We start from the raw sequence: 19,803 nt of genomic DNA, 5'->3' as shown, positions 1-19,803 counted from the left end.
CTACTCGCGTCACCCCGGCCCGCATCCGGCGCGCACCCGCCCGCGTCAGGCGCGCCCACCCGTGTCGTCAGGCGCGTCCACGGGTGCCGTCATGCGCGTCCACGGGTGCCGTCATGCGCGTCCACCGGTGCCGTCATGCGCACCCACCGGTGTCGTCATGCGCGCCCGCTCACGTCAGTTCGGACGCAGTGGCTTCAGGTCCGGGGCGACGGCCGTGCCGGGCGATGCGCGGACGATGGTGATCAGGCGGTCCGTCAACTCCAGCTTCCCGACGGACGGGTCGTCGTAGCCGAGCACGCGGTGCCCTCGTACGACACTGACCACCAGGTCGTCGGTCTCCCGCACGCTCAGACCCACCTCGGCCTTTATGACCGGGCGTTCGACGAGGTCGAGTCCGCTGCCCTGCTGGATCAGGTCCTCCATGACCATGCCCGCGCTCGGGCTGAGCACGGAGAGACCGAGCAGCCTGCCCGCCGCGCTGGCGCTGGTGATCACGGCGTCGGCGCCGGACTGGCGGAGCAGCGGTGCGTTCTCCTCCTCGCGCACCGCGGCCACGATCTTCGCCCCGCGGTTCAACTGCCGTGCGGTGAGGGCGACCAGGACCGCGGTGTCGTCCCGCTGGGTCGCGATGATGATCTGGCGGGCCCGCTGCACCTCGGCGCGGAGCAGCACGTCGCTGCGCGTCGCGTCGCCGATGACGCCCGCGAAACCCTCCGCCGTGGCCGCGTCGATCACCTTGGCGCTGGGGTCGACCACCACGATCTGCTCCGGCTTCAGGCCGGTCGCGCAGACGGTCTGGATCGCCGAGCGACCCTTCGTGCCGAAGCCGACGACAACAGTGTGTTCACGCAAGTTGGACCTCCAGCGGGACAGACGCCATTCCTCGCGCGTCCGTTCCGTGAGCACTTCGAGGGTGGTGCCGACCAGGATGATCAGGAAGAGCACGCGCAGCGGCGTGACCAGGAGGATGTTGGTGAGCCGTGCGCTGTCGCTGTACGGGACGATGTCGCCGTATCCCGTGGTGGAGAGCGTGACCGTCGCGTAGTACGCGGAGTCGAGGAAGTCGAGGCGGTTGTCCGAGTTGTCGTGGTAGCCGTCGCGATCGAACCAGACGATGAAGGTCGTCAGAGCGAGCACCAGCAACGCCATCAAGAGGCGGCGGGTGACCTGGCGCAACGGGCGCTCGACCGCGCGCTGGGGCAGTTTGATGCGGTGGGTCGTGTGCTGCTCTTCGGGGTGACGCGCGATGGCGTCATGCCCGGGAAGTTTCACGTGAAACGCTCCTCGCCGTCTGCGCCCTCTGCGCCGTCCGCACCGTCTGAACCGTCTGAACCCTCTGCGTGCTCTGCGCCTGCTCCGGTTTCTGGCCCGGTTTCGGTCCCGGTTCCGGCCCCGGTGCTGCCTACCTCAACTGGCCCACCGTACAAACCCGGGACCGTGCCCGTATCCACGCCCGTGCCCGTGCCGACATCCGGCACGGACCACGGCAGGTCGAGGATCTCCAGCTCCTGCCCCCTCCGCGCCCCGCCGGGCGGCACGACCGCCAGCCCGTCGGCGGCCGCGATACCGCGCAGCATCGCCGGGCCGTTGAAGTGCAGCGGCACGGCCACGTCGGCGCGCAGGACGACGGGGACGAGACGGGTGTCGTGCGGGTGACCGTGGACGGCGTCGCGCACAGGCGCCGTGTACGTCGAGGGGCCGCCGCAGCCGAACACCCGCCCGGAGAGCGTGCGCAGCAGCGGCTCGGCCAGGGTCAGCAGTCCGGAGACGGCGGCGAGCGGGTTGCCCGGCAGGCCGACGAGGTGCTGTCCGGGCCGGATGCGGGCCAGCAGCATGGGGTGCCCCGGCCGCACCGCGACCCCGTCCACGAGCAGCTCGGCGCCGATCCTGTGCAGGGTGGGATGAACGTGGTCGACCGGGCCCGACGCGGTGCCGCCCGTCGTGACGATCAGCTCGGCCTCGGACGTGGTGATGGCCTGGTGGAGGGCCTCGGCGTCGTCCCCGAGGCGCCGGACGGCGGTCACGTCGGCGCCCAGCGAGCGCAGCCAGGGCGGCAGCATCGGGCCGAGCGCGTCGCGGATGAGGCCCTCCCGAGGGAGGCCGCGCGTCAGCAACTCGTCGCCCAGGACGAGGACTTCGGCGCGGGGCCTGCGGACCACCGGCAACGCGTCGTACCCGGCGGCCGCGGCCAGGCCGAGCACGGCGGGCGTCACCAGGGCGCCCGACGGCAGGAGGTGGTCGCCGGAGCGGCACTCCTGGCCGCGCGGGCGGATGTCCTGGCCGGGGACGACCTCACGCAGGGCGTGCAGCCTGCCCTTGTCGTCGGTGCGGCCGTGTTCGCTGCGCAGCACCGCGGTGGCGTCCGGGGGGATGCGGGCGCCCGTCGCGATGCGCACCGCCTCTCCGTCGGTGAGCGCGTCCGGGCGGCCGTGCCCGGCGAGGATTCCGTCGGCCCGTACGAGCCAGGGGCCCGGGCCCGCGACGACCCAGCCGTCCATGGCGGAGGTGTCGAAGGACGGCAGGTCCGTGAGGGCGGTGAGCGGCGCGGCGAGGATGCGGCCGAGCGCCTGGTCCAGGGGGGCGGGTGGGGCGAGTGAAGTCGGCGGGGCGGGTGAAGCGGGTGAGGGAGCGGTGGGTGAGGCAGGCGAGGTGGGTGAGGCAGGTGCGGTGGGTGAGGCAGGTGAGGTGGGTGCCAGGGCGGACTCGGGTCCTGCGGCGGCACGACCGGCGCGGGCGCGGGCTGCGGGCCAGGGAGTGATGTCGCGGTGCTTGTCGTCGCCGGGAGTGGGGCCGACGGTCCTGGGAGTGGCGGCCCTGGGGGTGGCGGCCTTGGGGTCGGCGGCTGAGGCGGGTGCTGACGCCGAGGCGGGCGCTGACGCTGAGGCGGGCGCTGACGTGGACTCAGGGCCCCGGGACGACGGCGATGCGGACGCCCACGTCGATGTCGCCGGGGAGGCCGATCGGGAGACGGCGTCGGCTCGGCCGTCACGGTCCCCGTTCACCAGGGCGAGCGCCTCGTCGAGCTCGGCGTCCGGCGTGGGCTGCCCGGTCATCCGGCGTCCGGCGGCGTACTGGGCGCGGTGCCCGGCTTCGCGTCCTGCTGGTCCTCGTCAGCCCAGCGGGCCGCGAGCGCCACGGCCTTGCGCGTCGCCTCGGCCACCGCCTCGGCACCGCAGGCCGCCTCGCCCCGCGCGGCGGCCTGCGCCGCCGCGTATCCGACGAGGAACGTGGTCAGCGGTGCCGCGGGCCTGGCCACACCGTGCGCGGCGTCGCGAGCGAGGTCGAGGAGGGCGCCGGTGTCGACGTCGAGGTCGATGCCCAGCTCGTCCTTGACTGCGGAAATCCATTCATCCAACACGTGCCCATGCTCCCTGATGCGCGCCCGGGCGGCGGCGATGTCGTCCCAGGTGTCGCAGTCGAAAGCGGCGACGGGGTCGGCGACCCTCGCGAGGGCGAGCCGCGCGGTGAGCCGGCGCAGCGGCAGCCCGGCGAGCGCACCGCCACCTCCTTCACCCAGGAGCTCCGCGATCTCCCGCTCCAGCGCCTTTCGCCGGTAGGCCGCCACGAGTGGCTGGTCACGGCCGTCAGGGTCGGTGAGAACCGCCCCGTCCGTCCCTGCTGTCCCGGCCACGCCAGCCACCCCGTCCGCCCCAGCCGTCCCATCCACGCCACTCGCGTCCAGGGCGGTGAGGAGGCGGCGTACGGTCTGCTCGTCCAGGAACGGCAGGTCGGCGGAGAGCACCACCACGCGCTCCGCCGCGGTGTGCCGCAGGCCCGCGTCGAGCGCGGCCAGGGGGCCGCCGCCCGCGGGCTCCTCGCGCGCCCACACCACGGGACGCGCGGTCGGCCTCGGCGCGGCCACGACGACGGTGGTCCCGGCGCCGGAACAGGCCGCGAGCACACGGTCGATCAGCGTCCGGCCCCCGACCCGCACCCCCGGCTTGTCCGCCCCGCCGAGCCGCGCAGCGCCGCCCCCGGCGAGCACGACGGCGTCGTACGGGCCGGTCTCGTTTGTGGTCACCCCCCGAGTATGGGCGTACGAAGGATCATTGCCACCCCCGTCAAGGGCCCTGAGGGCAAGGGACTTCCGCCACACGGGTACGAACCGTGAGTCATCCGGGACCGAACCGGGAGCCACCCGGGGGCGGCCCGGGAGCACGCGGTACGGCCCGGGAGCACGCGGTACGGCCCGGACTCCTCAGCAGGGCCCGCTCACACCGACCTCAGCAGCACCGCGGGCTGCTCGACGCAGTCCGCCACGTAGCGCAGGAAGCCGCCCGCCGTACCGCCGTCGCAGACCCGGTGGTCGAAGGTGAGCGACAACTGCACCACATGCCGCACCGCCAACTCCCCTTGGTGCACCCACGGCTTGGGGACGATCCGGCCCACTCCGAGCATGGCCGCCTCCGGGTGGTTGATGATCGGCGTGGAACCGTCGACCCCGAAGACCCCGTAGTTGTTGAGCGTGAAGGTGCCGCCGGTGAGCTCCCCCGGGGTGAGCGTTCCGGCCCGCGCGCACTCCGTGAGCCGGATCAGCTCCGCGTTGATCGAGTCGGTCGACCGGAACTGGGAGTGCCGCACGACGGGGACGACCAGGCCGCGCTGGGTCTGCGCCGCGAAACCGAGGTGGATGTCGGCGAACCGCCGCACCTCCCGCGCCTCCATGTCCACCGACGAGTTGAGCTGGGGGAAGCGGGTCAGCGCGGCCACGCTGATACGGGCGAGCAGCGCGAGCAGCGACACCTTCTGGCTGCCGTCGCGTTCCGTCATCGCCGCGTTCATCGCCTTGCGGGCCGCGAGCAGTTCCGTCGCGTCGGCGTCGACCCAGCAGGTCGCCTCCGGTATCTCACGCCGGCTGCGGGACATCTTGTCCGCGACCAGGCCCCGGATGCCGGTCAGCGCGTGCCGGGACTCCAGGCCCGCGTTCCGCGGTTCCTGGCCCGCCTCCACTTGGTGACGCGCCTCGGACCGCCCCGCGCGGATCATCTCGTCGTCCTCACGGACCGCGGCCTTGATCGTCGCGGTCCTGCGCGCCTCGGCGTCGGCCCCGACCTCCCGGGCCTCCCGGACCTCTCGGACCGCTCCGACCGCTCCGACCGCTCCGACCTGGTGGTCCGCCGTTTCCTCCGGCTCCCTGGCGGCGGAGATGGCCGACTCGACATCGGCCCGTGTGATCAGCCCGTCCGGCCCCGACCCCGCGAGGCCCCGCAGCTCGACGCCGTTCTCCCGCGCCAACTTCCGTACGAGGGGAGAGATCACCGGAACCGGCCCGTCCGAGCCACCCGGGTTCCCCGCGCCGCCGGGATTCCCCGGGTCGGCACTGCTCAGGTCGGCCGGGTGGACCTGAGAGGACGCGGCCGCGGCCGGCTCGGCCGGGACATGCCGCACGCGCCTGCGACGCGCGGGCGCCGCCCCCGTGCCGTACCCCACCAGAACGTTGCCGGAGGACTCCTCCGCGGCCGTCTGGAGGGCCCGCTCGGCGGGCTCCTCAGGGGCCCGGGACCCGGCCGGCTCCGCAGGGACGCCGTTCCGGTCGGAGGCACCCGTCCCGGACGGGGTGCCGACGGCGACCGTCAACAGCGGCGCGCCCACGGGCAGTTCCACGCCCTCCTCACCGAAGCGGGCCGTGACCACGCCTCCGTAGGGACACGGCACCTCGACCATCGCCTTGGCCGTCTCGACCTCGACGACCGGCTGGTCCACCGCCACGACATCACCGACCTCGACGAGCCAGCGGACGATCTCCGCCTCCGTCAGCCCTTCCCCGAGGTCGGGCAGCTTGAATTCGAGACTGTTCACATCAAAAGCGGGTGCCATCAGCCCTCCGCCTCCCACTGGAGCCGCGCGACCGCGTCCAGAATCCGGTCGACGCCGGGCAGATGGTGCTTCTCCAGCATCGGCGGCGGATACGGGATGTCGAAGCCCGCGACCCGCAGCACCGGCGCCTCCAGATGGTGGAAGCAGCGCTCGGTGACCCGCGCGGCGATCTCACCACCGGGGCCGCCGAAGCCGCCCGACTCGTGCACGACGACCGCCCGCCCCGTACGCCGCACGGACGCGGCGACCGTCTCGTCGTCGAAGGGCACCAGGGAGCGCAGATCGACCACTTCGAGGTCCCAGCCCTCGGCCCGCGCGGCCTCGGCCGCCTCCAGGCAGACGGGCACGGAGGGGCCGTACGTGATCAGCGTGGCACTGCGCCCGGCGCGCCGCACCACCGCGCGGCCTATCGGTTCAACGGTCCGCGGAGCGTCCGGGTTCCAGTCGGCCTTGGACCAGTACAGGCGCTTCGGCTCCAGGAAGACGACGGGGTCGTCGGAGGCGATGGAGGCGCGCAGCAACCCGTAGGCGTCGGGGACCGTGGCCGGGGTGACGACGTGGAGCCCCGGTGTCGCGATGTAGTACGCCTCGGAGGAATCGCTGTGGTGCTCGACGCCGCCGATGCCGCCTCCGTAGGGCACGCGCACGGTGATGGGCAGCGGCATCGCGCCGCGCGTGCGGTTCCGCATGCGTGCCACGTGCGAGATGAGCTGCTCGAAGGCGGGGTAGGCGAAGGCGTCGAACTGCATCTCGACGACGGGCCGCAGCCCGTACATCGCCATGCCGACCGCGGTGCCGAGGATGCCCGCCTCGGCCAGCGGCGTGTCCGTGCAGCGGTCCTCGCCGAACTCCTCGGCGAGCCCGTCGGTGACCCTGAAGACACCGCCGAGCGCTCCGACGTCCTCTCCGAGGACGTGCACGGACGGGTCCTCGGCCATCGAGTCGCGCAGCGCGCGCCCGAGTGCCTGCGCCATGGTGGCCGGTTTGGTGGCGGTCTTCGCCGCGACCGTGGTCATCGAGCTTCCTCCTCGGCGTCTTCCGAAGCCGCTTCCAGCTCGGCCCGCAGCTGCGCTGCCTGTTCCCGCAGTTGGGAGGTCTGCTCGGCGTACACGTGCGTGAAGAGGTCCATCGGGTCGAGCGTCGGGTCCTGGTTCATGCGGTCGCGCAGCTCTGCGGCCATGGCCTCGGCGTCGTCGCGCGCCTGCCGCTTCATGTCATCGTCCAGGAGTCCGCGCTCCGTCAACTCCCGCTCCAGGAGCAGGATCGGGTCGTGGTCACGCCAGGCGTCCACGTCGGTGTCCTGGCGGTATCGCGTGGCGTCGTCGGCGTTCGTGTGGGCTTCCATGCGGTACGTGACGGCCTCGACGAGCGTCGGGCCACCGCCCTGCCGCGCGCGGGAGACCGCTTCGCTCAGCACCTCGTGCATCGCCACCGCGTCGTTGCCGTCCACCAGGCGACCTGGCATGCCGTACCCCACGGCCTTGTGGGCCAGGGACGGTGCCGCGGTCTGCTTGGCGAGCGGCACGGAGATCGCGAAGCCGTTGTTCTGCACGAGGAAGACCACGGGCGCCTGCCACACCGCCGCGAAGTTCAGCGCCTCGTGGAAGTCACCCTCGCTGGTGCCGCCGTCACCGACCATGGCGAGCGCGACCACGCCGTCGCCCTTGAGCCGGGCGGCGTGCGCGAGGCCCACGGCGTGCGGGAGCTGGGTCGCGAGAGGCGTGCTCAGAGGGGCTGTGCGGTGCTCGCGCGGGTCGTACCCGGTGTGCCAGTCGCCGCGCAGCAGCGTCAGCGCGGCAGCGGGGTCGAGGCCGCGGGCTATCACGGCGAGCGTGTCCCGGTAGCTGGGAAAGAGCCAGTCCCGCTCCTCCAGAGCGAGCGCGGCGGCGACCTCGCACGCCTCCTGCCCGGTGCTGGACGGGTAGACCGCCAGCCTGCCCTGCTTCGTCAGGGCCGTCGCCTGCGTGTTGTAGCGGCGACCGCGCACCAGTTCCGCGTACAGACGGCGCAGCAGCCCCGGGTCGGCCTTCTCGGCGCCCTGGGTGCCGAGGACGCGGTACGGCTCCGCGTCCGGAAGCAGCGGCGCGGGGTCGGTCCTGGGCTGCCAAGCGGGGGGCGGGGCGGGCCGGTAGGCACCCCGCTGCTCCATGACCGTCATGACGGCACCTCCTGGGAAGCGGTCTCCTCGTGGGAGTGGCAAAAGAGGCGCGCCGACGTGATGCGCCTCACCTACCGATTGTTCGGTCGACGGCACATTTTGGCTACAGGCACCTCCAGGCTGTGGACAAACGGTTCTGCACAGCCTGGTATGGATGCAGTACGTCCATGGTAGGGAGGCCGGGGGACATGGCATCTGAACGAATGGCCGACGGGCAGGACGGCGACCGTGCGGAGCCCCGGATTCCCGAGACCCGGCCCCCCGAGACCCGCATACCTGAACCCCGGCACCCCGAAGCCCCGGTCGCGGACCCGCGTCCCTTGGACGCCATCGACCGCGACATCCTGCAGATCCTGTACACGGACGGTCGCGCCTCGATACGTTCCGTGGCCGAACGCGTCCATGTGTCCCGGGCCAACGCGTACGCCCGCATCAACCGCCTCATCGACGACGGCGTCATCCGGGGCTTCGGGGCGCGGATCAACCACGAGCGCGCCGGGCAGGGCGCGTCCGCGTACATCACGCTGAAGATCGTCCAGAACACCTGGCGCACAGTGCGCGAGCACTTGCGCGCGCTCCCCGGCGCGTCCCACATCGCGCTCGTCAGCGGCGACTTCGACGTACTGCTCCTGGTGCACACGCCGGACAACCGCGCACTGCGTGAGCTGGTACTCACCCGCCTGCAGTCCATCCCCGAAGTACTCAGCACGCGTACGTTGCTGGTCTTCGAGGAGGACGACATGGAGCCGGACCGCTGAACCCGGCGGTCCTGTGGCCCTGTGGCCGTCATGACCCGTCGGTCGTACGACGGCGGTCAGGGGTCAGCGGTCGGTGCGCAGCCCCGCGAACGCCAACTGCACGACCGCGTCGGCGATCTGCTCGCCGTTCGCCGCTCCCCGGCTCTCCGGCCGGTACCACTCCACGATGGAGTTGATCATTCCGAAGAGCAGCCTGGTGGCCAGGCGCAGTTCGAGGTCGGAGCGCAGGTCACCGTCCGCGGCGGCCTCCTTGAGGAGCTCGGCCACCTGCTGGTCGAACTCCCTGCGCCGCTCCATGGCCCACCGCTCGGTGTCCGTGTTGCCGCGCACGCGCAGCAGCAGCGTCACGTAGGGCAGCTCGGCGACCAGGACCTCCACGGTGCGGCGTGTGACGTACTCCAGGCGCTCCACCGCACGGCCCACGCGCGCGTGCTCCTCGGCGAGGATGCCGAAGAGACCGTCCAGGGCCCTGCTCACCGCACGGCGCAGCAGCTCCTCCTTGCCCGCCACGTGGTGGTAGATCGACGACTTGGAGATGCCGGCCGCCTTGGAGAGGTGCTCCATGGACGTGCCGTCGTACCCCCGCTCGTTGAAGACCCGGACGGCTACGTCGAGCAGCGTCTCCGGGGTGTACGTGTCCCGCCGGGCGGTGGTCATGAGTACTCCTCTCGCACGGCCTGGCGCCGCAGTGCCTGGGAAGGCGTGTAACGCCCGGTGGGGTACTCGTCGTGCAGGGCGTCGAGCGCCTCGGCCACGCGGTACGCGGTGAGGCGGCGGCCCCATTCGATGGGTCCGAGCGGATAGTTGACGCCGAGCCGCATGGCGGTGTCGATGTCCTCGGCGTCCGCCACCTCCCGGCCCACGGCGTCGAGGGCGAAGTCGACGAGCATCCACACCGTGCGCGCCACGATCATCCCCGGGGTGTGCCCGATGACGCTGACCTTCTTGCCGAGCGCCTGGAAGAGACCGATCGCCTCCTTCAGGGACTGCTCGCTCACCCTGCTCGACGGGGCGAGGGCGATCCTGGTCGCGGTGCGGTAGTCCAGTGCGAGGTCGAAGTGGATCGTGGGCTCCGCCGCGAGGTCGGCGGCCGTACCGTCGGTCAGGGCGAGCCGGGCCCCACTGGGGAGCTCGATGCAGCCGGGGTACTCGGGCACCCCTTTGGCGCGTCCGACCTGAATGCCCGCCTTCTCCATGAGGCCGGTCAGCGCGTCGGCCGGGAAGAGGTCGCCGCTCACGGTGACGGACGCCGGGGCCTTCTCCGGAAGCGCGGTGTGCGGCTCCGGGCGCGGGGCGTCGTCTCCGTAGGCGTACCAGCCCTGCCCCGACTTCCGCCCGAGGCGGCGCGACTCGACGAGGCGGCGCTGAGCCAGCGAGGGCGTGAACTTGGGGTCCTGGAAGAAGGACTCCCACACGGAGCGCGTGACGGCTTCGTTGACGTCCTGACCGATGAGGTCGGTGAGCTCGAACGGCCCCATCTTGAAGCCGCCGCACTCGCGCAGGACGGCGTCGATCGTGGCCGGGCCGGCGACCCGCTCCTCGTACAGGCGCAGCGCCTCGGCGTAGAAGGGCCGCGCGATGCGGTTGACGATGAATCCCGGGGTGTCCGCGCAGCGCACCGGGGTCTTGCCCCAGGCCTTGGCGGTCCCGTACGCGCGCGTGGCCGCCGCTTCGTCCGTCGCGAAGCCGCTGACGACCTCCACGAGAGGCAGCAGGGGTGCCGGGTTGAAGAAGTGCAGGCCGACGAAGCGGCCGGGCTCGCGCAGGGCTCCCGCGATGGCGGTCACGGAGAGGGACGAGGTGTTGGTGGCCAGCAGACAGTCCTCGGCGACGACCTCTTCCAGGTCCTGGAACAGTCGCTGTTTGACGTCCAGTTGCTCCAGGATCGCCTCGACGACGAGGCCACAGTCGGCGAGCTCCGCGAGGCTCTCGGCGGGGGTGAGCCGGGCGCCGGCCGCGGTGCGGTCCTCGGCGCTCAGACGGCCCTTCTCGACGAGCCGGTCCAGGCGGGCGCCGATCGCGTCGGCCGCCGACCGCGCGCGGTCGGGCACGGCGTCGTACAGCCGCACGGGGTGGCCCGCGACCAGGGCGACCTGCGCGATGCCCTGCCCCATGGTTCCGGTACCGACCACGGCAACGGCGCTGCTGAGCTCGAGTGCTGTCATGCTCGCGATCCTCCCGCACGGGCCACCGGCCGGAGGGCTCGGGGGTGGCCGTGAAGAAGTTGTCCACAGGTTCGACGGACCCCCTTGTCCCGACCGATCGTTCGGTTACTCTAGCTCTGTCAGAGCGTTCCTGCCCACCGTCCCTGCCCAGCTCGCCAGCTCGATGAAGAGCTGCCCGAGGAGGAGTTGGTCCCGTCATGGCCGCCGAACTCACCGCGCCCCAGCTGATCGCCAAGCACCGGCCCACCCTCGACCAGGCGCTGGAGACCATCCGCACGCGTGCGTACTGGTCCCCCCACCCCGAGCACCCGAAGGCGTACGGGGAGGGTGGCAGCCTGAGCCTCCCCGAGGGAAAGGCCGCCTTCGACGCACTCCAAGGCACCCGCTTCGACCTCGACCAGCCCGGCACGGACGACTGGGTGGGCGGCGAAGTCTCTCCGTACGGACCGGAGTTGGGGATCACGTATCCCCACCCCGACATCGACACCCTGCTGCCCGCCATGCGTGCCGGGATGCGCGCCTGGCGCGACGCGGGCGCGGAAGTGCGCGCGGTGGTCTGCCTGGAGATCCTGTCGCGGATCAGCGCCCGTACGCACGAGTTCGCGCACGCGGTCATGCACACCAGCGGCCAGGCGTTCATGATGGCCTTCCAGGCGGGCGGTCCGCACGCCCAGGACCGCGGCCTCGAAGCGGTCGCCTATGCGTACGTGGAGCAGACCCGCACCCCCGACGCCGCCGAGTGGACCAAGCCCCAGGGCAAGCGCGACCCGATCGCGCTGAACAAGCGGTTCACGCCCGTCGCGCGCGGCATCTCGCTCATGATCGGCTGCAACACCTTCCCGACGTGGAACGGCTATCCGGGGCTCTTCGCCTCGCTCGCCACCGGCAACCCCGTCCTGGTCAAGCCCCACCCGCGCGCGGTCCTGCCCCTGGCGCTCACCGTGCGGATCGCCCGCGAGGTCCTCGCCGAGGCCGGCTTCGACGCGAACCTCGTCTGCCTGGCCGTCGAGCGTCCCGGTGAGGGCATCGCCAAGACCCTCGCCGTCCGCCCCGAAATCAAGATCATCGACTACACGGGATCGACGTCGTTCGGCGACTGGCTGGAGGCCAACGCCCGCCAGGCCCAGGTCTACACGGAAAAGGCCGGCGTCAACACGGTCGTCGTCGAGTCCACGGACAACTACAAGGGAATGCTGGCCAACCTCGCCTTCTCCCTGTCCCTGTACAGCGGCCAGATGTGCACCACCCCGCAGAACCTGCTGATCCCGCGCGACGGCATCCAGACGGACGCCGGCACCAAGTCGTACGACGACGTGGTCTCGGACCTCGCGTCCTCGGTGAGCGGCCTGCTCGGCGACGACGCCCGGGCGAACGGCATCCTCGGCGCGCTGGTCAACCCCGACGTGAAGGCGCGCCTGGAAGCGGCCGCCGGCCTCGGCGAAGTCGCCCTCCCCTCCCGGGAGATCGCCAACCCCGACTTCCCGGACGCCGTGGTCCGCACCCCGGTGATCGTCAAGCTGGACGGCGCCAAGCCGGACGCCGAGGCGGCCTACCTCAGCGAGTGCTTCGGCCCCGTCTCCTTCGCGGTCGCCGTCGACTCCGCGACGGACGCGGTGGACCTGCTGCGCCGCACGGTGCGCGACAAGGGAGCGATGACCGTCGGGGCGTACACGACATCGGAGGAGGTCTCCGCCGCCGTGGAGGAGACCTGCCTCGAAGAGTGCGCCCAGCTGTCCCTGAACCTCACGGGCGGCGTCTATGTGAACCAGACCGCGGCGTTCTCGGACTTCCACGGTTCGGGCGGCAACCCGGCCGCGAACGCCGCGCTGTGCGACGGCGCGTTCGTGGCCAACCGCTTCCGCGTGGTGGAGATCCGCAAGGACGCGTGAGGTCCGGCTTGAGGCGTGCGCCGCGTGCCGTACGGCTTGCGGCGCATGCAGGACGGCGTGCGGCGCGGGCTTCGTGACGCGTGGCGGGTTCAGGCCTCCGATGCCGGGGGCCTGCCCGCCGACCAGTGGAAGAGCGTCATGCCGACACTCGTCGCCAGGTTGTAGCTGGAGACCTGGGGCCGCATCGGCAGGGCCACCAGGTGGTCCGCACGCTCCCGCAGTGCGGCCGACAGACCGCTGCGCTCGGACCCGAAGGCGAGCACGGCGTCGTCCGGGAGCTTCAGCCCCCTGATGTCCTCGCCCTCGGCGTCGAGCGCGAACACCGGGCCCGGCGGCAGCCCGGCCACGTCCACGCGCTCCACGGCGGTCGCGAAGTGCAGGCCCGCGCCGCCCCGCACGACGGTGGGGTGCCACGGGTCGAGCGTGCCGGTCGTGACGACCCCGGTCGCCCCGAACCCGGCGGCGAGCCGGATCACCGCCCCGGCATTGCCCAGATTGCGAGGGTCGTCGAGCACGACGACCGGCGCCGGCCTGGGCACACGCTCCAGTTCCGCGAGGTTGGCCGCACGGGAGGGACGTACCGCCAGAGCGGCCACCGCGGTGGGATGCAGCCGCGGCACGAGGGCGCGCAGCCGCTCGTCCGGGACCTGCGACAGGAGCGCGTCGAGCGCGTCCTTCACGTCCGGCGCCAGCTCGTCCGCGAGCGCAAGGACAGCGGACCGGTCGCTGGTCAGCGCGACCGGCACCCGCGCGCCGAAGCGCAGTGCGTGCTTGATCGCGTGAAAGCCGTCGAGCAGCACAGAGGAGTCGGCGAGCCCGCGCCAGGCGCGTACGGCACCGTCGGGGTCCGCCCCATCCGTCCTGTTCATGGGGTGAAGCCTACGCGCGCCCGCTCTGTGGGCTCATCGCCCCGCTCCTCGTCGACGGGGCGCTGATCCGGCACGGCACCTCTGCCGAAGCCGAAGGACCAGCTCGATCCGTCTGGGGCCCTACGGGAAACCACCCCTCCACGCGCGCGTGCCGCCCATCCGCCCAGTCGGCGCAGGAACGTCGTCGGCAGGAACACCGCGTCGGCCGCGATCATCGCGAGCGAGAAGAACGGCAGCCCGAGGACCACCGCGATCACGGCATGTTCGACGATCATGGCCGCCAATAGGACGTTCTTGACGCGCCGGTTGAAGAGGGTGAAGGGGAAGGCCACCTGCACGGCGACCGTCCCGTATGTCACCAGCAGCACCATGATGCCGTTGGACGAGAGCAGGTCGGAGAGGGTCGGCCACGGGGAGAAGTAGTCGAGGTTCAGCGGGTAGTAGACGGCCGTGCCGTCCTGCCAGCGACTTCCCTGGATCTTGTACCAGCCGGCCGTCGCGTAGATCAGACAGGCCTCGACCATGACCACCAGCAGCCCGGCGTTGTGGGCGAGGTTCGCCACGACGTCGAGGAATTTGCGCAGCTCACTCTGCGGGGCGCGCCGACCCACGGCCCACCACAGGCCGTGCACCAGCCACAGCCCCCAGAAGAACAGCAGCCACCCGCCGCTGAGTTCCCCCATGAACGTCACGGCCGAAAGCCCGAGCCCGAGCACCCACCACAGCACGGGCCCGACCCGATCGACGGCCACGCCGCCCGTCCCGTTCTCGCCGCCCGTCCCGTTCTCGGCACCCGCCCCGTTCTCAGCGCCCACCCCGTACTCCGCGCCCTTCACGCGGGCGCGTGCCGCGCGTCGCGCGTCCAGCGACCAGACCTGGCCGCACCGGATGAAGACCAGGTAGGTCGACATCAGGTGGATGACGTTGTCGCCGCCGTCGCCCATGAAGATGCTGCGGTTCTGCAGCGACAGCACACCGACCATGAAGAGCACGGACATCGCGCGGGTGCGCCAGCCGAGCAGCAGCAGAGCGCTGCTGACGATCCCCAGCGCGTAGACGATCTCGAACCAGACCTGCCCGTCCGACCACATCAGCGCGGTGAAGGCGCCGTTGCTCGCGATGAGCTGCTGCGCCATGTCCCAGTTCCACGGCCCGTCGGGCCCGTACATCTCATGGCGGTGGGGGAGTTCGCGCAGCAGGAAGAACAGCCAGGTACCGGCGAACCCGATGCGGATCACCGCGGTCTGGTACGGACCGAGGGCGGACCCCGTCACCTTGTTGATGCCGCGCGCCGGCGGGCGTTCGTGACGGATCACCGGGCAGTCCCCTTCGCGGGTGAGTCCGAGCGGCCCGTCTCCTCGGCGAGCGGCAGGTCGTCGGGCGCCACCGACCACCAGGGGAGCACCCGGTAGGACGGCTTGGGGGAGACCTTCTCATCGCTCCACTTGGGCGGCCGCACGTTCGTGGTCTTCGAGCGCAGCTGCACGCGCGCTATCTCGTCGCCCTTGCCGCCCGGCGACTCCCGGTCGAGCCTCATGTACGCGATACGGCGGACGTAACGCTCGGACAGCTGGCCCCGCAGGCCGACGGGACGATTCTTCGCGTCGTGCGAACCCACGTAGAAGTCCCAGGCGCGGCGGAGTTCGTTCTGCTGCGTGTGGCTGGGCAGCAGACTGCCGTCGATGCCGGCGCCGTCCTCAGCGGAGAGTTCGTACCAGTCCGTGGTCCGTACGCCCCCTTCGGCCGTACGGAGCTCCGCGCGGGCCTGCACCGCGACGTTCTGCTGCAACGGATTGGGCGCGAAGAGCTTCCAGTTCTGCTCGAACTCCGGGTAGATCCACTGGTCGACCACGTCCCCGTGCTGCTTGGTCAGCGTGTTCGAGGGCGCGACGTGGAGGAAGAGCATCCCTATGTGCACGCATGCGGCCACCGTGACGACGGCCAGGGCGCAGGCGGCGGCGATCTGGTAACCGATCTTGAGCCCGGCGATCCCGACGCGGGGTTGTTGGCCGAGGGTGGGGACGGAGTCGGACTCGGAGTCGGCAGCCGGGTGGCCCTCCGCCGCTTCCGCTCCCGATCCCGCCGATGGTCCGGACGTATTGGGCTCATCGGGCTCATCGGACTCATCGGGCTCGTCAGGCCCGGCGGCTCCGCCGCCCGGACCCTTGTCGTACCCGTACCCGTCCATTACGCCCCGTTCCCCGCTCCCGCACCGAACCCTGCCGCCGGAACGGTACTCACGCCCGCCCGTCACGCACAGCGTCCGTGAAGTTATCCACAGGGTTGACACCTTATGGCGGAGGGCCGCACCATTGAATTCAACGAACCGAACGATCGGTCGGGCGGTTCGCTCAGGGTCGAGGGGGACCGAGAGATGGCGACAGCAGCCGCACACCAGGCGGCGGGGACCGAGCCGGACGAGGCCGGGCCCGCCGCGGACTCCGCCGCGCGCACGGCGGAGCACCAGGCCGCCTTCGACGCGGCGGTCGCCGCCGACGAGCGCATCGAGCCACGCGACTGGATGCCGGACGCCTATCGCGCGTCCCTGGTCCGCCAGATCGCCCAGCACGCGCACTCCGAGATCATCGGCATGCAGCCCGAGGCCAACTGGATCACCCGCGCCCCCTCCCTGCGGCGCAAGGCGATCCTCATGGCCAAGGTGCAGGACGAGGCCGGCCACGGCCTGTATCTCTACAGCGCGGCCGAAACCCTCGGCACCAGCCGCGACGAGCTGCTCGACAAGCTGCACTCGGGCCGCCAGAAGTACTCATCGATCTTCAACTACCCCACGCTGACCTGGGCGGACGTCGGCGCGATCGGCTGGCTCGTGGACGGCGCCGCGATCACCAACCAGGTCCCCCTCTGCCGCTGTTCGTACGGTCCGTACGCACGCGCGATGGTCCGCGTCTGCAAGGAGGAGTCCTTCCACCAGCGCCAGGGGTACGAGTCGTTGCTCGCCCTCAGCCGCGGCACCCAGGCCCAGCACGACATGGCGCAGGACGCGGTGAACCGCTGGTGGTGGCCCTCCCTGATGATGTTCGGCCCGCCGGACGACGAGTCCTCGCACTCCGAGCAGTCGATGACGTGGAAGATCAAACGCCACTCGAACGACGAGCTGCGCCAGCGCTTCGTGGACATCTGCGTCCCCCAGGCCGAATCCCTCGGCCTGGCACTCCCCGACCCGGACCTCGTATGGAACGAGTCCCGGGGGCACTACGACTTCGGCCCGATCGACTGGACCGAGTTCTGGGACGTCCTCAAGGGCAACGGCCCCTGCAACGACCAGCGGATCACCCAGCGCCGGCGTGCCCACGACGAGGGCGCCTGGGTCAGGGACGCCGCGGCCGCGTATGCCGAGAAGCAGGCGGCCGACAAGCACGGCACACGCATAGGGCACGAGGCCCCCGGCATGCATGACACCCGCGGCACGCACGACACCCACGGCACGCACAGCGACCCCGCACAGCACGGAGAGGCGACAGCATGAGCAGCTCGACCGACTGGCCGCTGTGGGAGGTGTTCGTCCGCTCCCGCCGCGGTCTCTCCCACACCCACGCGGGCAGCCTGCACGCGCCGGACGCCGAGATGGCCCTGCGCAACGCCCGCGATCTGTACACGCGCAGGAGCGAGGGCGTCTCCATCTGGGTCGTGCCGTCCGCCGAGATCACCGCCTCCTCCCCGGACGAGAAGGACTCCTTCTTCGAGCCGGCCGGCGACAAGCCCTACCGCCACCCGACGTTCTACGAGATCCCGGAAGGGGTGAAGCACCTGTGACCCCCACCCCGGCCCCGGCCTCCGCGCCCGCCCGCCGTTCTGCGCCCGCGCCCGCCCCCTCGTCCGCCGCAGCCGACGCCCCGGCCGCCCTCCCCGCCCTGGCCCTCGGCGACGACGCCCTGGTGCTCTCCCACCGCCTGGGGGAGTGGGCGGGACACGCCCCGGTCCTCGAAGAGGAGGTCGCCCTGGCGAACATCGCCCTCGACCTGCTCGGCCAGGCCCGCATCCTGCTCTCCATGGCCGGTGACGAGGACGAGTTGGCATACCTCCGCGAGGAGTGCTCCTTCCGCAACCTCCAGCTGGTCGAGCAGCCGAACGGCGACTTCGCCCACACCATCGCCCGCCAGCTCTACTTCTCCACCTACCAGACGTTGTTGTACGGCGAGTTGGCCGCCGGAGAAGGCGCCTTCGCCCCCCTGGCGGCGAAGGCCGTCAAGGAGGTCGCCTACCACCAGGACCACGCCGAGCAGTGGACCCTGCGGCTCGGCGACGGCACGGACGAGAGCCACGAGCGGATGCAGCGCGGCCTCGACGCGTTGTGGCGGTTCACCGGCGAGATGTTCCAGCCGGTGCCGGGGCTGGACGCCGACTGGCAGGCGATGCGCGAAAGGTGGACCGCCTCGGTGACGGCGGTCATCGAGCGGGCCACACTGACCGTGCCCGAAGGCCCTCAGTCCGGCGCGTGGACGGCGGGCGCCGGACGCCAGGGCCTGCACACCGAGTCCTTCGGCCGGATGCTCGCCGAGATGCAGCACCTGCACCGCAGCCACCCGGGGGCGTCATGGTGACGACCGCGCCCACCGAGCTGGAGGCCGAGCTCCTGGCCCTCGCGGGCTCGGTGCCCGACCCCGAACTGCCCGTGCTGACACTGGCCGAGCTCGGTGTGGTGCGCGGTGTGCGGGTCCTCGCCCCCGGCAAGGTGGACGTCGAGTTGACCCCCACGTACACGGGCTGCCCGGCGATAGAGGCCATGAGCGCCGACATCGAGCAGGTGCTGCACGGGCGCGGCATGGCCGAGGTCTCGGTGCGCACGGTCCTCTCCCCCGCCTGGTCGACGGACGACATCAGCGCCGAGGGCCGCCGCAAGCTCGCCGAGTTCGGCATAGCGCCGCCGCGTTCCCATCAGGCGGACGGCCCCGTCCCCCTGAGCCTGTCGATCCGCTGCCCGCACTGCGGCTCCACCGACACGGAACTGCTCAGCCGCTTCTCCTCCACGGCCTGCAAGGCGCTGCGCCGCTGCGCCTCCTGCCGCGAACCCTTCGACCACTTCAAGGAGTTGTGATGGCCCGCTTCCACCCGCTCCGGGTTGCGGCGGTCGACCGGCTCACCGACGACTCCGTGACGCTGACGTTCGACGTGCCTCCCCCGCTGCGCGAGGAGTACCGGTTCACGCCGGGCCAGCACCTCGCCGTCCGCCGCTTCGCCGACGGCACGGAGATCCGACGTACGTACTCGATCTGCTCCCCGGCCCCGCGCCCCGAGGCTCCGGAGGGACCCGAGGCCCTGCGCGTCGGGGTGCGCCTCGTCGAGGACGGCGCCTTCTCCACGTACGCATGCATGGAAGTGGCCGTGGGCGACGAGCTGGATGTGATGACGCCTGCCGGACGCTTCACGCTGGACCCGGCCCCCGGACGCTATGCGGCGATCGTCGGCGGCAGCGGCATCACCCCGGTGCTTTCGATCGTCACGACGCTCCTGGAGCGCGAGCCGAAGGCGGACTTCTGCCTCATACGCAGCGACCGCACCGCCGCCTCGACGATGTTCCTGGAAGAGGTCGCCGACCTGAAGGACCGCTGGCCCGACCGGTTCCAGCTGGTGACCGTGCTCTCCCGCGAGGAGCAGCAGGCGGGCCTTGGTTCCGGGCGGCTCGACGAGGAGCGGCTCTCGCAGCTTCTGCCCGCGCTGTTGTCCGTGGCGGACATCGAGGGCTGGTTCCTGTGCGGGCCGTTCGGCCTGGTGCAGGGGGCGGGGCGGGCGCTGCGCGGTCTCGGCGTTCCTCGCGGCCGCGTCCACGAGGAAATCTTCCACGTGGACGATGCGGGCGTGCCCACCGCTCCCTCGGTCCCGGCGCCCGCGCACAGCACGATGACGGCGACCCTCGACGGCCGCTCGGGCACCTGGCCCGTACAGGAGGGCGAGACCCTCCTGGAAACAGTCCTGCGCAACCGCGCCGACGCGCCCTACGCCTGCAAGGGCGGGGTGTGCGGCACATGCCGGGCCTTCTGCGTCTCCGGCGAGGTGCGGATGGACCGCAACTTCGCGCTGGAGCCGGAGGAGACCGAGGCCGGTTATGTGCTGGCCTGCCAGTCCCGCCCCGCCACCGACACCGTGGAGCTGGACTTCGACCGCTGACCCGACGCCGCCTCCCTCGCC

18 protein-coding genes are annotated in these 19,803 nt (G+C 71.7%); 7 read left to right on the top strand and 11 right to left on the bottom strand.

The window, feature by feature from the left end; all coding sequences use genetic code 11:
* Window positions 1–174 precede the first annotated feature (174 nt).
* From AB0N81_RS24945 to pdhA, 6 genes are all read right to left on the bottom strand, one after another.
* Window positions 175–1,272 carry a potassium channel family protein gene (locus AB0N81_RS24945; RefSeq protein ID WP_365361907.1) on the bottom strand — a complete coding sequence of 366 codons (1,098 nt, stop codon included), beginning with the start codon at window positions 1,270–1,272 and terminating at the stop codon, window positions 175–177.
* Window positions 1,269–3,053, bottom strand: a complete 1,785-nt coding sequence (locus tag AB0N81_RS24940) for a molybdopterin molybdotransferase MoeA (protein ID WP_365361905.1) — start codon at window positions 3,051–3,053, stop codon at window positions 1,269–1,271. Before AB0N81_RS24940 ends, AB0N81_RS24945 begins: the two co-directional genes overlap by 4 nt.
* Window positions 3,050–4,021 (bottom strand): NTP transferase domain-containing protein, encoded by a 972-nt coding sequence (locus tag AB0N81_RS24935; RefSeq protein WP_365361903.1) that lies wholly within the window; start codon window positions 4,019–4,021, stop codon window positions 3,050–3,052. The genes AB0N81_RS24940 and AB0N81_RS24935 overlap by 4 nt, the downstream gene beginning before the upstream one ends.
* 191 nt (window positions 4,022–4,212) lie before the next feature.
* Window positions 4,213–5,817 (bottom strand): dihydrolipoamide acetyltransferase family protein, encoded by a 1,605-nt coding sequence (locus AB0N81_RS24930; protein WP_365361901.1) that lies wholly within the window; start codon window positions 5,815–5,817, stop codon window positions 4,213–4,215.
* The gene (locus AB0N81_RS24925; RefSeq protein WP_365361899.1) at window positions 5,817–6,833 is read right to left on the bottom strand and encodes an alpha-ketoacid dehydrogenase subunit beta; all 1,017 of its coding nucleotides are present in this window, start codon (window positions 6,831–6,833) and stop codon (window positions 5,817–5,819) included. Before AB0N81_RS24925 ends, AB0N81_RS24930 begins: the two co-directional genes overlap by 1 nt.
* The gene (gene pdhA / locus AB0N81_RS24920; RefSeq protein ID WP_365361897.1) at window positions 6,830–7,975 is read right to left on the bottom strand and encodes a pyruvate dehydrogenase (acetyl-transferring) E1 component subunit alpha; all 1,146 of its coding nucleotides are present in this window, start codon (window positions 7,973–7,975) and stop codon (window positions 6,830–6,832) included. Before pdhA ends, AB0N81_RS24925 begins: the two co-directional genes overlap by 4 nt.
* A gap of 188 nt (window positions 7,976–8,163) precedes the next feature.
* Here pdhA and AB0N81_RS24915 point away from each other — a divergent pair, with 188 nt between their 5' ends.
* Window positions 8,164–8,733, top strand: a complete 570-nt coding sequence (locus tag AB0N81_RS24915; RefSeq protein ID WP_365361895.1) for an Lrp/AsnC family transcriptional regulator — start codon at window positions 8,164–8,166, stop codon at window positions 8,731–8,733.
* A gap of 63 nt (window positions 8,734–8,796) precedes the next feature.
* Here AB0N81_RS24915 and AB0N81_RS24910 read toward each other — a convergent pair whose 3' ends face one another.
* Window positions 8,797–9,390: a TetR/AcrR family transcriptional regulator gene (locus AB0N81_RS24910; RefSeq protein ID WP_365361893.1), complete on the bottom strand. Its 594-nt coding sequence runs from the start codon at window positions 9,388–9,390 to the stop codon at window positions 8,797–8,799.
* Complete coding sequence (locus AB0N81_RS24905) at window positions 9,387–10,898, bottom strand: 3-hydroxyacyl-CoA dehydrogenase (RefSeq protein ID WP_365361891.1); 1,512 nt, start codon at window positions 10,896–10,898, stop codon at window positions 9,387–9,389. The genes AB0N81_RS24910 and AB0N81_RS24905 overlap by 4 nt, the downstream gene beginning before the upstream one ends.
* 197 nt (window positions 10,899–11,095) lie before the next feature.
* On the opposite strand from AB0N81_RS24905, the gene paaN reads away from it, so the two are divergent.
* A complete protein-coding gene (paaN, locus tag AB0N81_RS24900) occupies window positions 11,096–12,787 on the top strand; it encodes a phenylacetic acid degradation protein PaaN (RefSeq protein ID WP_365361889.1) in 1,692 nt (563 codons plus the stop codon).
* 89 nt (window positions 12,788–12,876) lie between these two features.
* Here paaN and AB0N81_RS24895 read toward each other — a convergent pair whose 3' ends face one another.
* From AB0N81_RS24895 to AB0N81_RS24885, 3 genes are read right to left on the bottom strand one after another with little or no spacing between them, the layout of a single operon-like run.
* Window positions 12,877–13,656: an RNA methyltransferase gene (locus tag AB0N81_RS24895; RefSeq protein WP_365361887.1), complete on the bottom strand. Its 780-nt coding sequence runs from the start codon at window positions 13,654–13,656 to the stop codon at window positions 12,877–12,879.
* Window positions 13,653–14,972 carry an HTTM domain-containing protein gene (locus AB0N81_RS24890; RefSeq protein WP_365361885.1) on the bottom strand — a complete coding sequence of 440 codons (1,320 nt, stop codon included), beginning with the start codon at window positions 14,970–14,972 and terminating at the stop codon, window positions 13,653–13,655. Before AB0N81_RS24890 ends, AB0N81_RS24895 begins: the two co-directional genes overlap by 4 nt.
* Window positions 14,969–15,844 (bottom strand): DUF5819 family protein, encoded by an 876-nt coding sequence (locus AB0N81_RS24885; protein ID WP_365361882.1) that lies wholly within the window; start codon window positions 15,842–15,844, stop codon window positions 14,969–14,971. Before AB0N81_RS24885 ends, AB0N81_RS24890 begins: the two co-directional genes overlap by 4 nt.
* 186 nt (window positions 15,845–16,030) lie before the next feature.
* On the opposite strand from AB0N81_RS24885, the gene paaA reads away from it, so the two are divergent.
* The 5 genes from paaA to AB0N81_RS24860 all read left to right on the top strand — a co-directional run bounded on the left by paaA (window position 16,031) and on the right by AB0N81_RS24860 (window position 19,782).
* On the top strand, window positions 16,031–17,143 hold the full coding sequence (gene paaA, locus AB0N81_RS24880) for a 1,2-phenylacetyl-CoA epoxidase subunit PaaA (protein ID WP_365361880.1): 1,113 nt from the start codon (window positions 16,031–16,033) through the stop codon (window positions 17,141–17,143).
* Window positions 17,140–17,430: a 1,2-phenylacetyl-CoA epoxidase subunit PaaB gene (gene paaB / locus AB0N81_RS24875; protein ID WP_055569192.1), complete on the top strand. Its 291-nt coding sequence runs from the start codon at window positions 17,140–17,142 to the stop codon at window positions 17,428–17,430. Before paaA ends, paaB begins: the two co-directional genes overlap by 4 nt.
* Before the next feature lie 98 nt (window positions 17,431–17,528).
* Window positions 17,529–18,218, top strand: a complete 690-nt coding sequence (gene paaC, locus AB0N81_RS24870) for a 1,2-phenylacetyl-CoA epoxidase subunit PaaC (RefSeq protein WP_365362076.1) — start codon at window positions 17,529–17,531, stop codon at window positions 18,216–18,218.
* A complete protein-coding gene (gene paaD / locus AB0N81_RS24865) occupies window positions 18,212–18,712 on the top strand; it encodes a 1,2-phenylacetyl-CoA epoxidase subunit PaaD (protein ID WP_365361878.1) in 501 nt (166 codons plus the stop codon). Before paaC ends, paaD begins: the two co-directional genes overlap by 7 nt.
* Window positions 18,712–19,782: a 2Fe-2S iron-sulfur cluster-binding protein gene (locus AB0N81_RS24860; protein ID WP_365361876.1), complete on the top strand. Its 1,071-nt coding sequence runs from the start codon at window positions 18,712–18,714 to the stop codon at window positions 19,780–19,782. Before paaD ends, AB0N81_RS24860 begins: the two co-directional genes overlap by 1 nt.
* Window positions 19,783–19,803 lie beyond the last annotated feature (21 nt).

It is taken from the genome of Streptomyces sp. NPDC093510, from assembly GCF_040683555.1.
Lineage (GTDB): Bacteria > Actinomycetota > Actinomycetes > Streptomycetales > Streptomycetaceae > Streptomyces.
The sequence above is the reverse complement of the archived record's forward strand: the minus strand, read 5'-3'. Positions and strand labels throughout refer to the sequence as shown.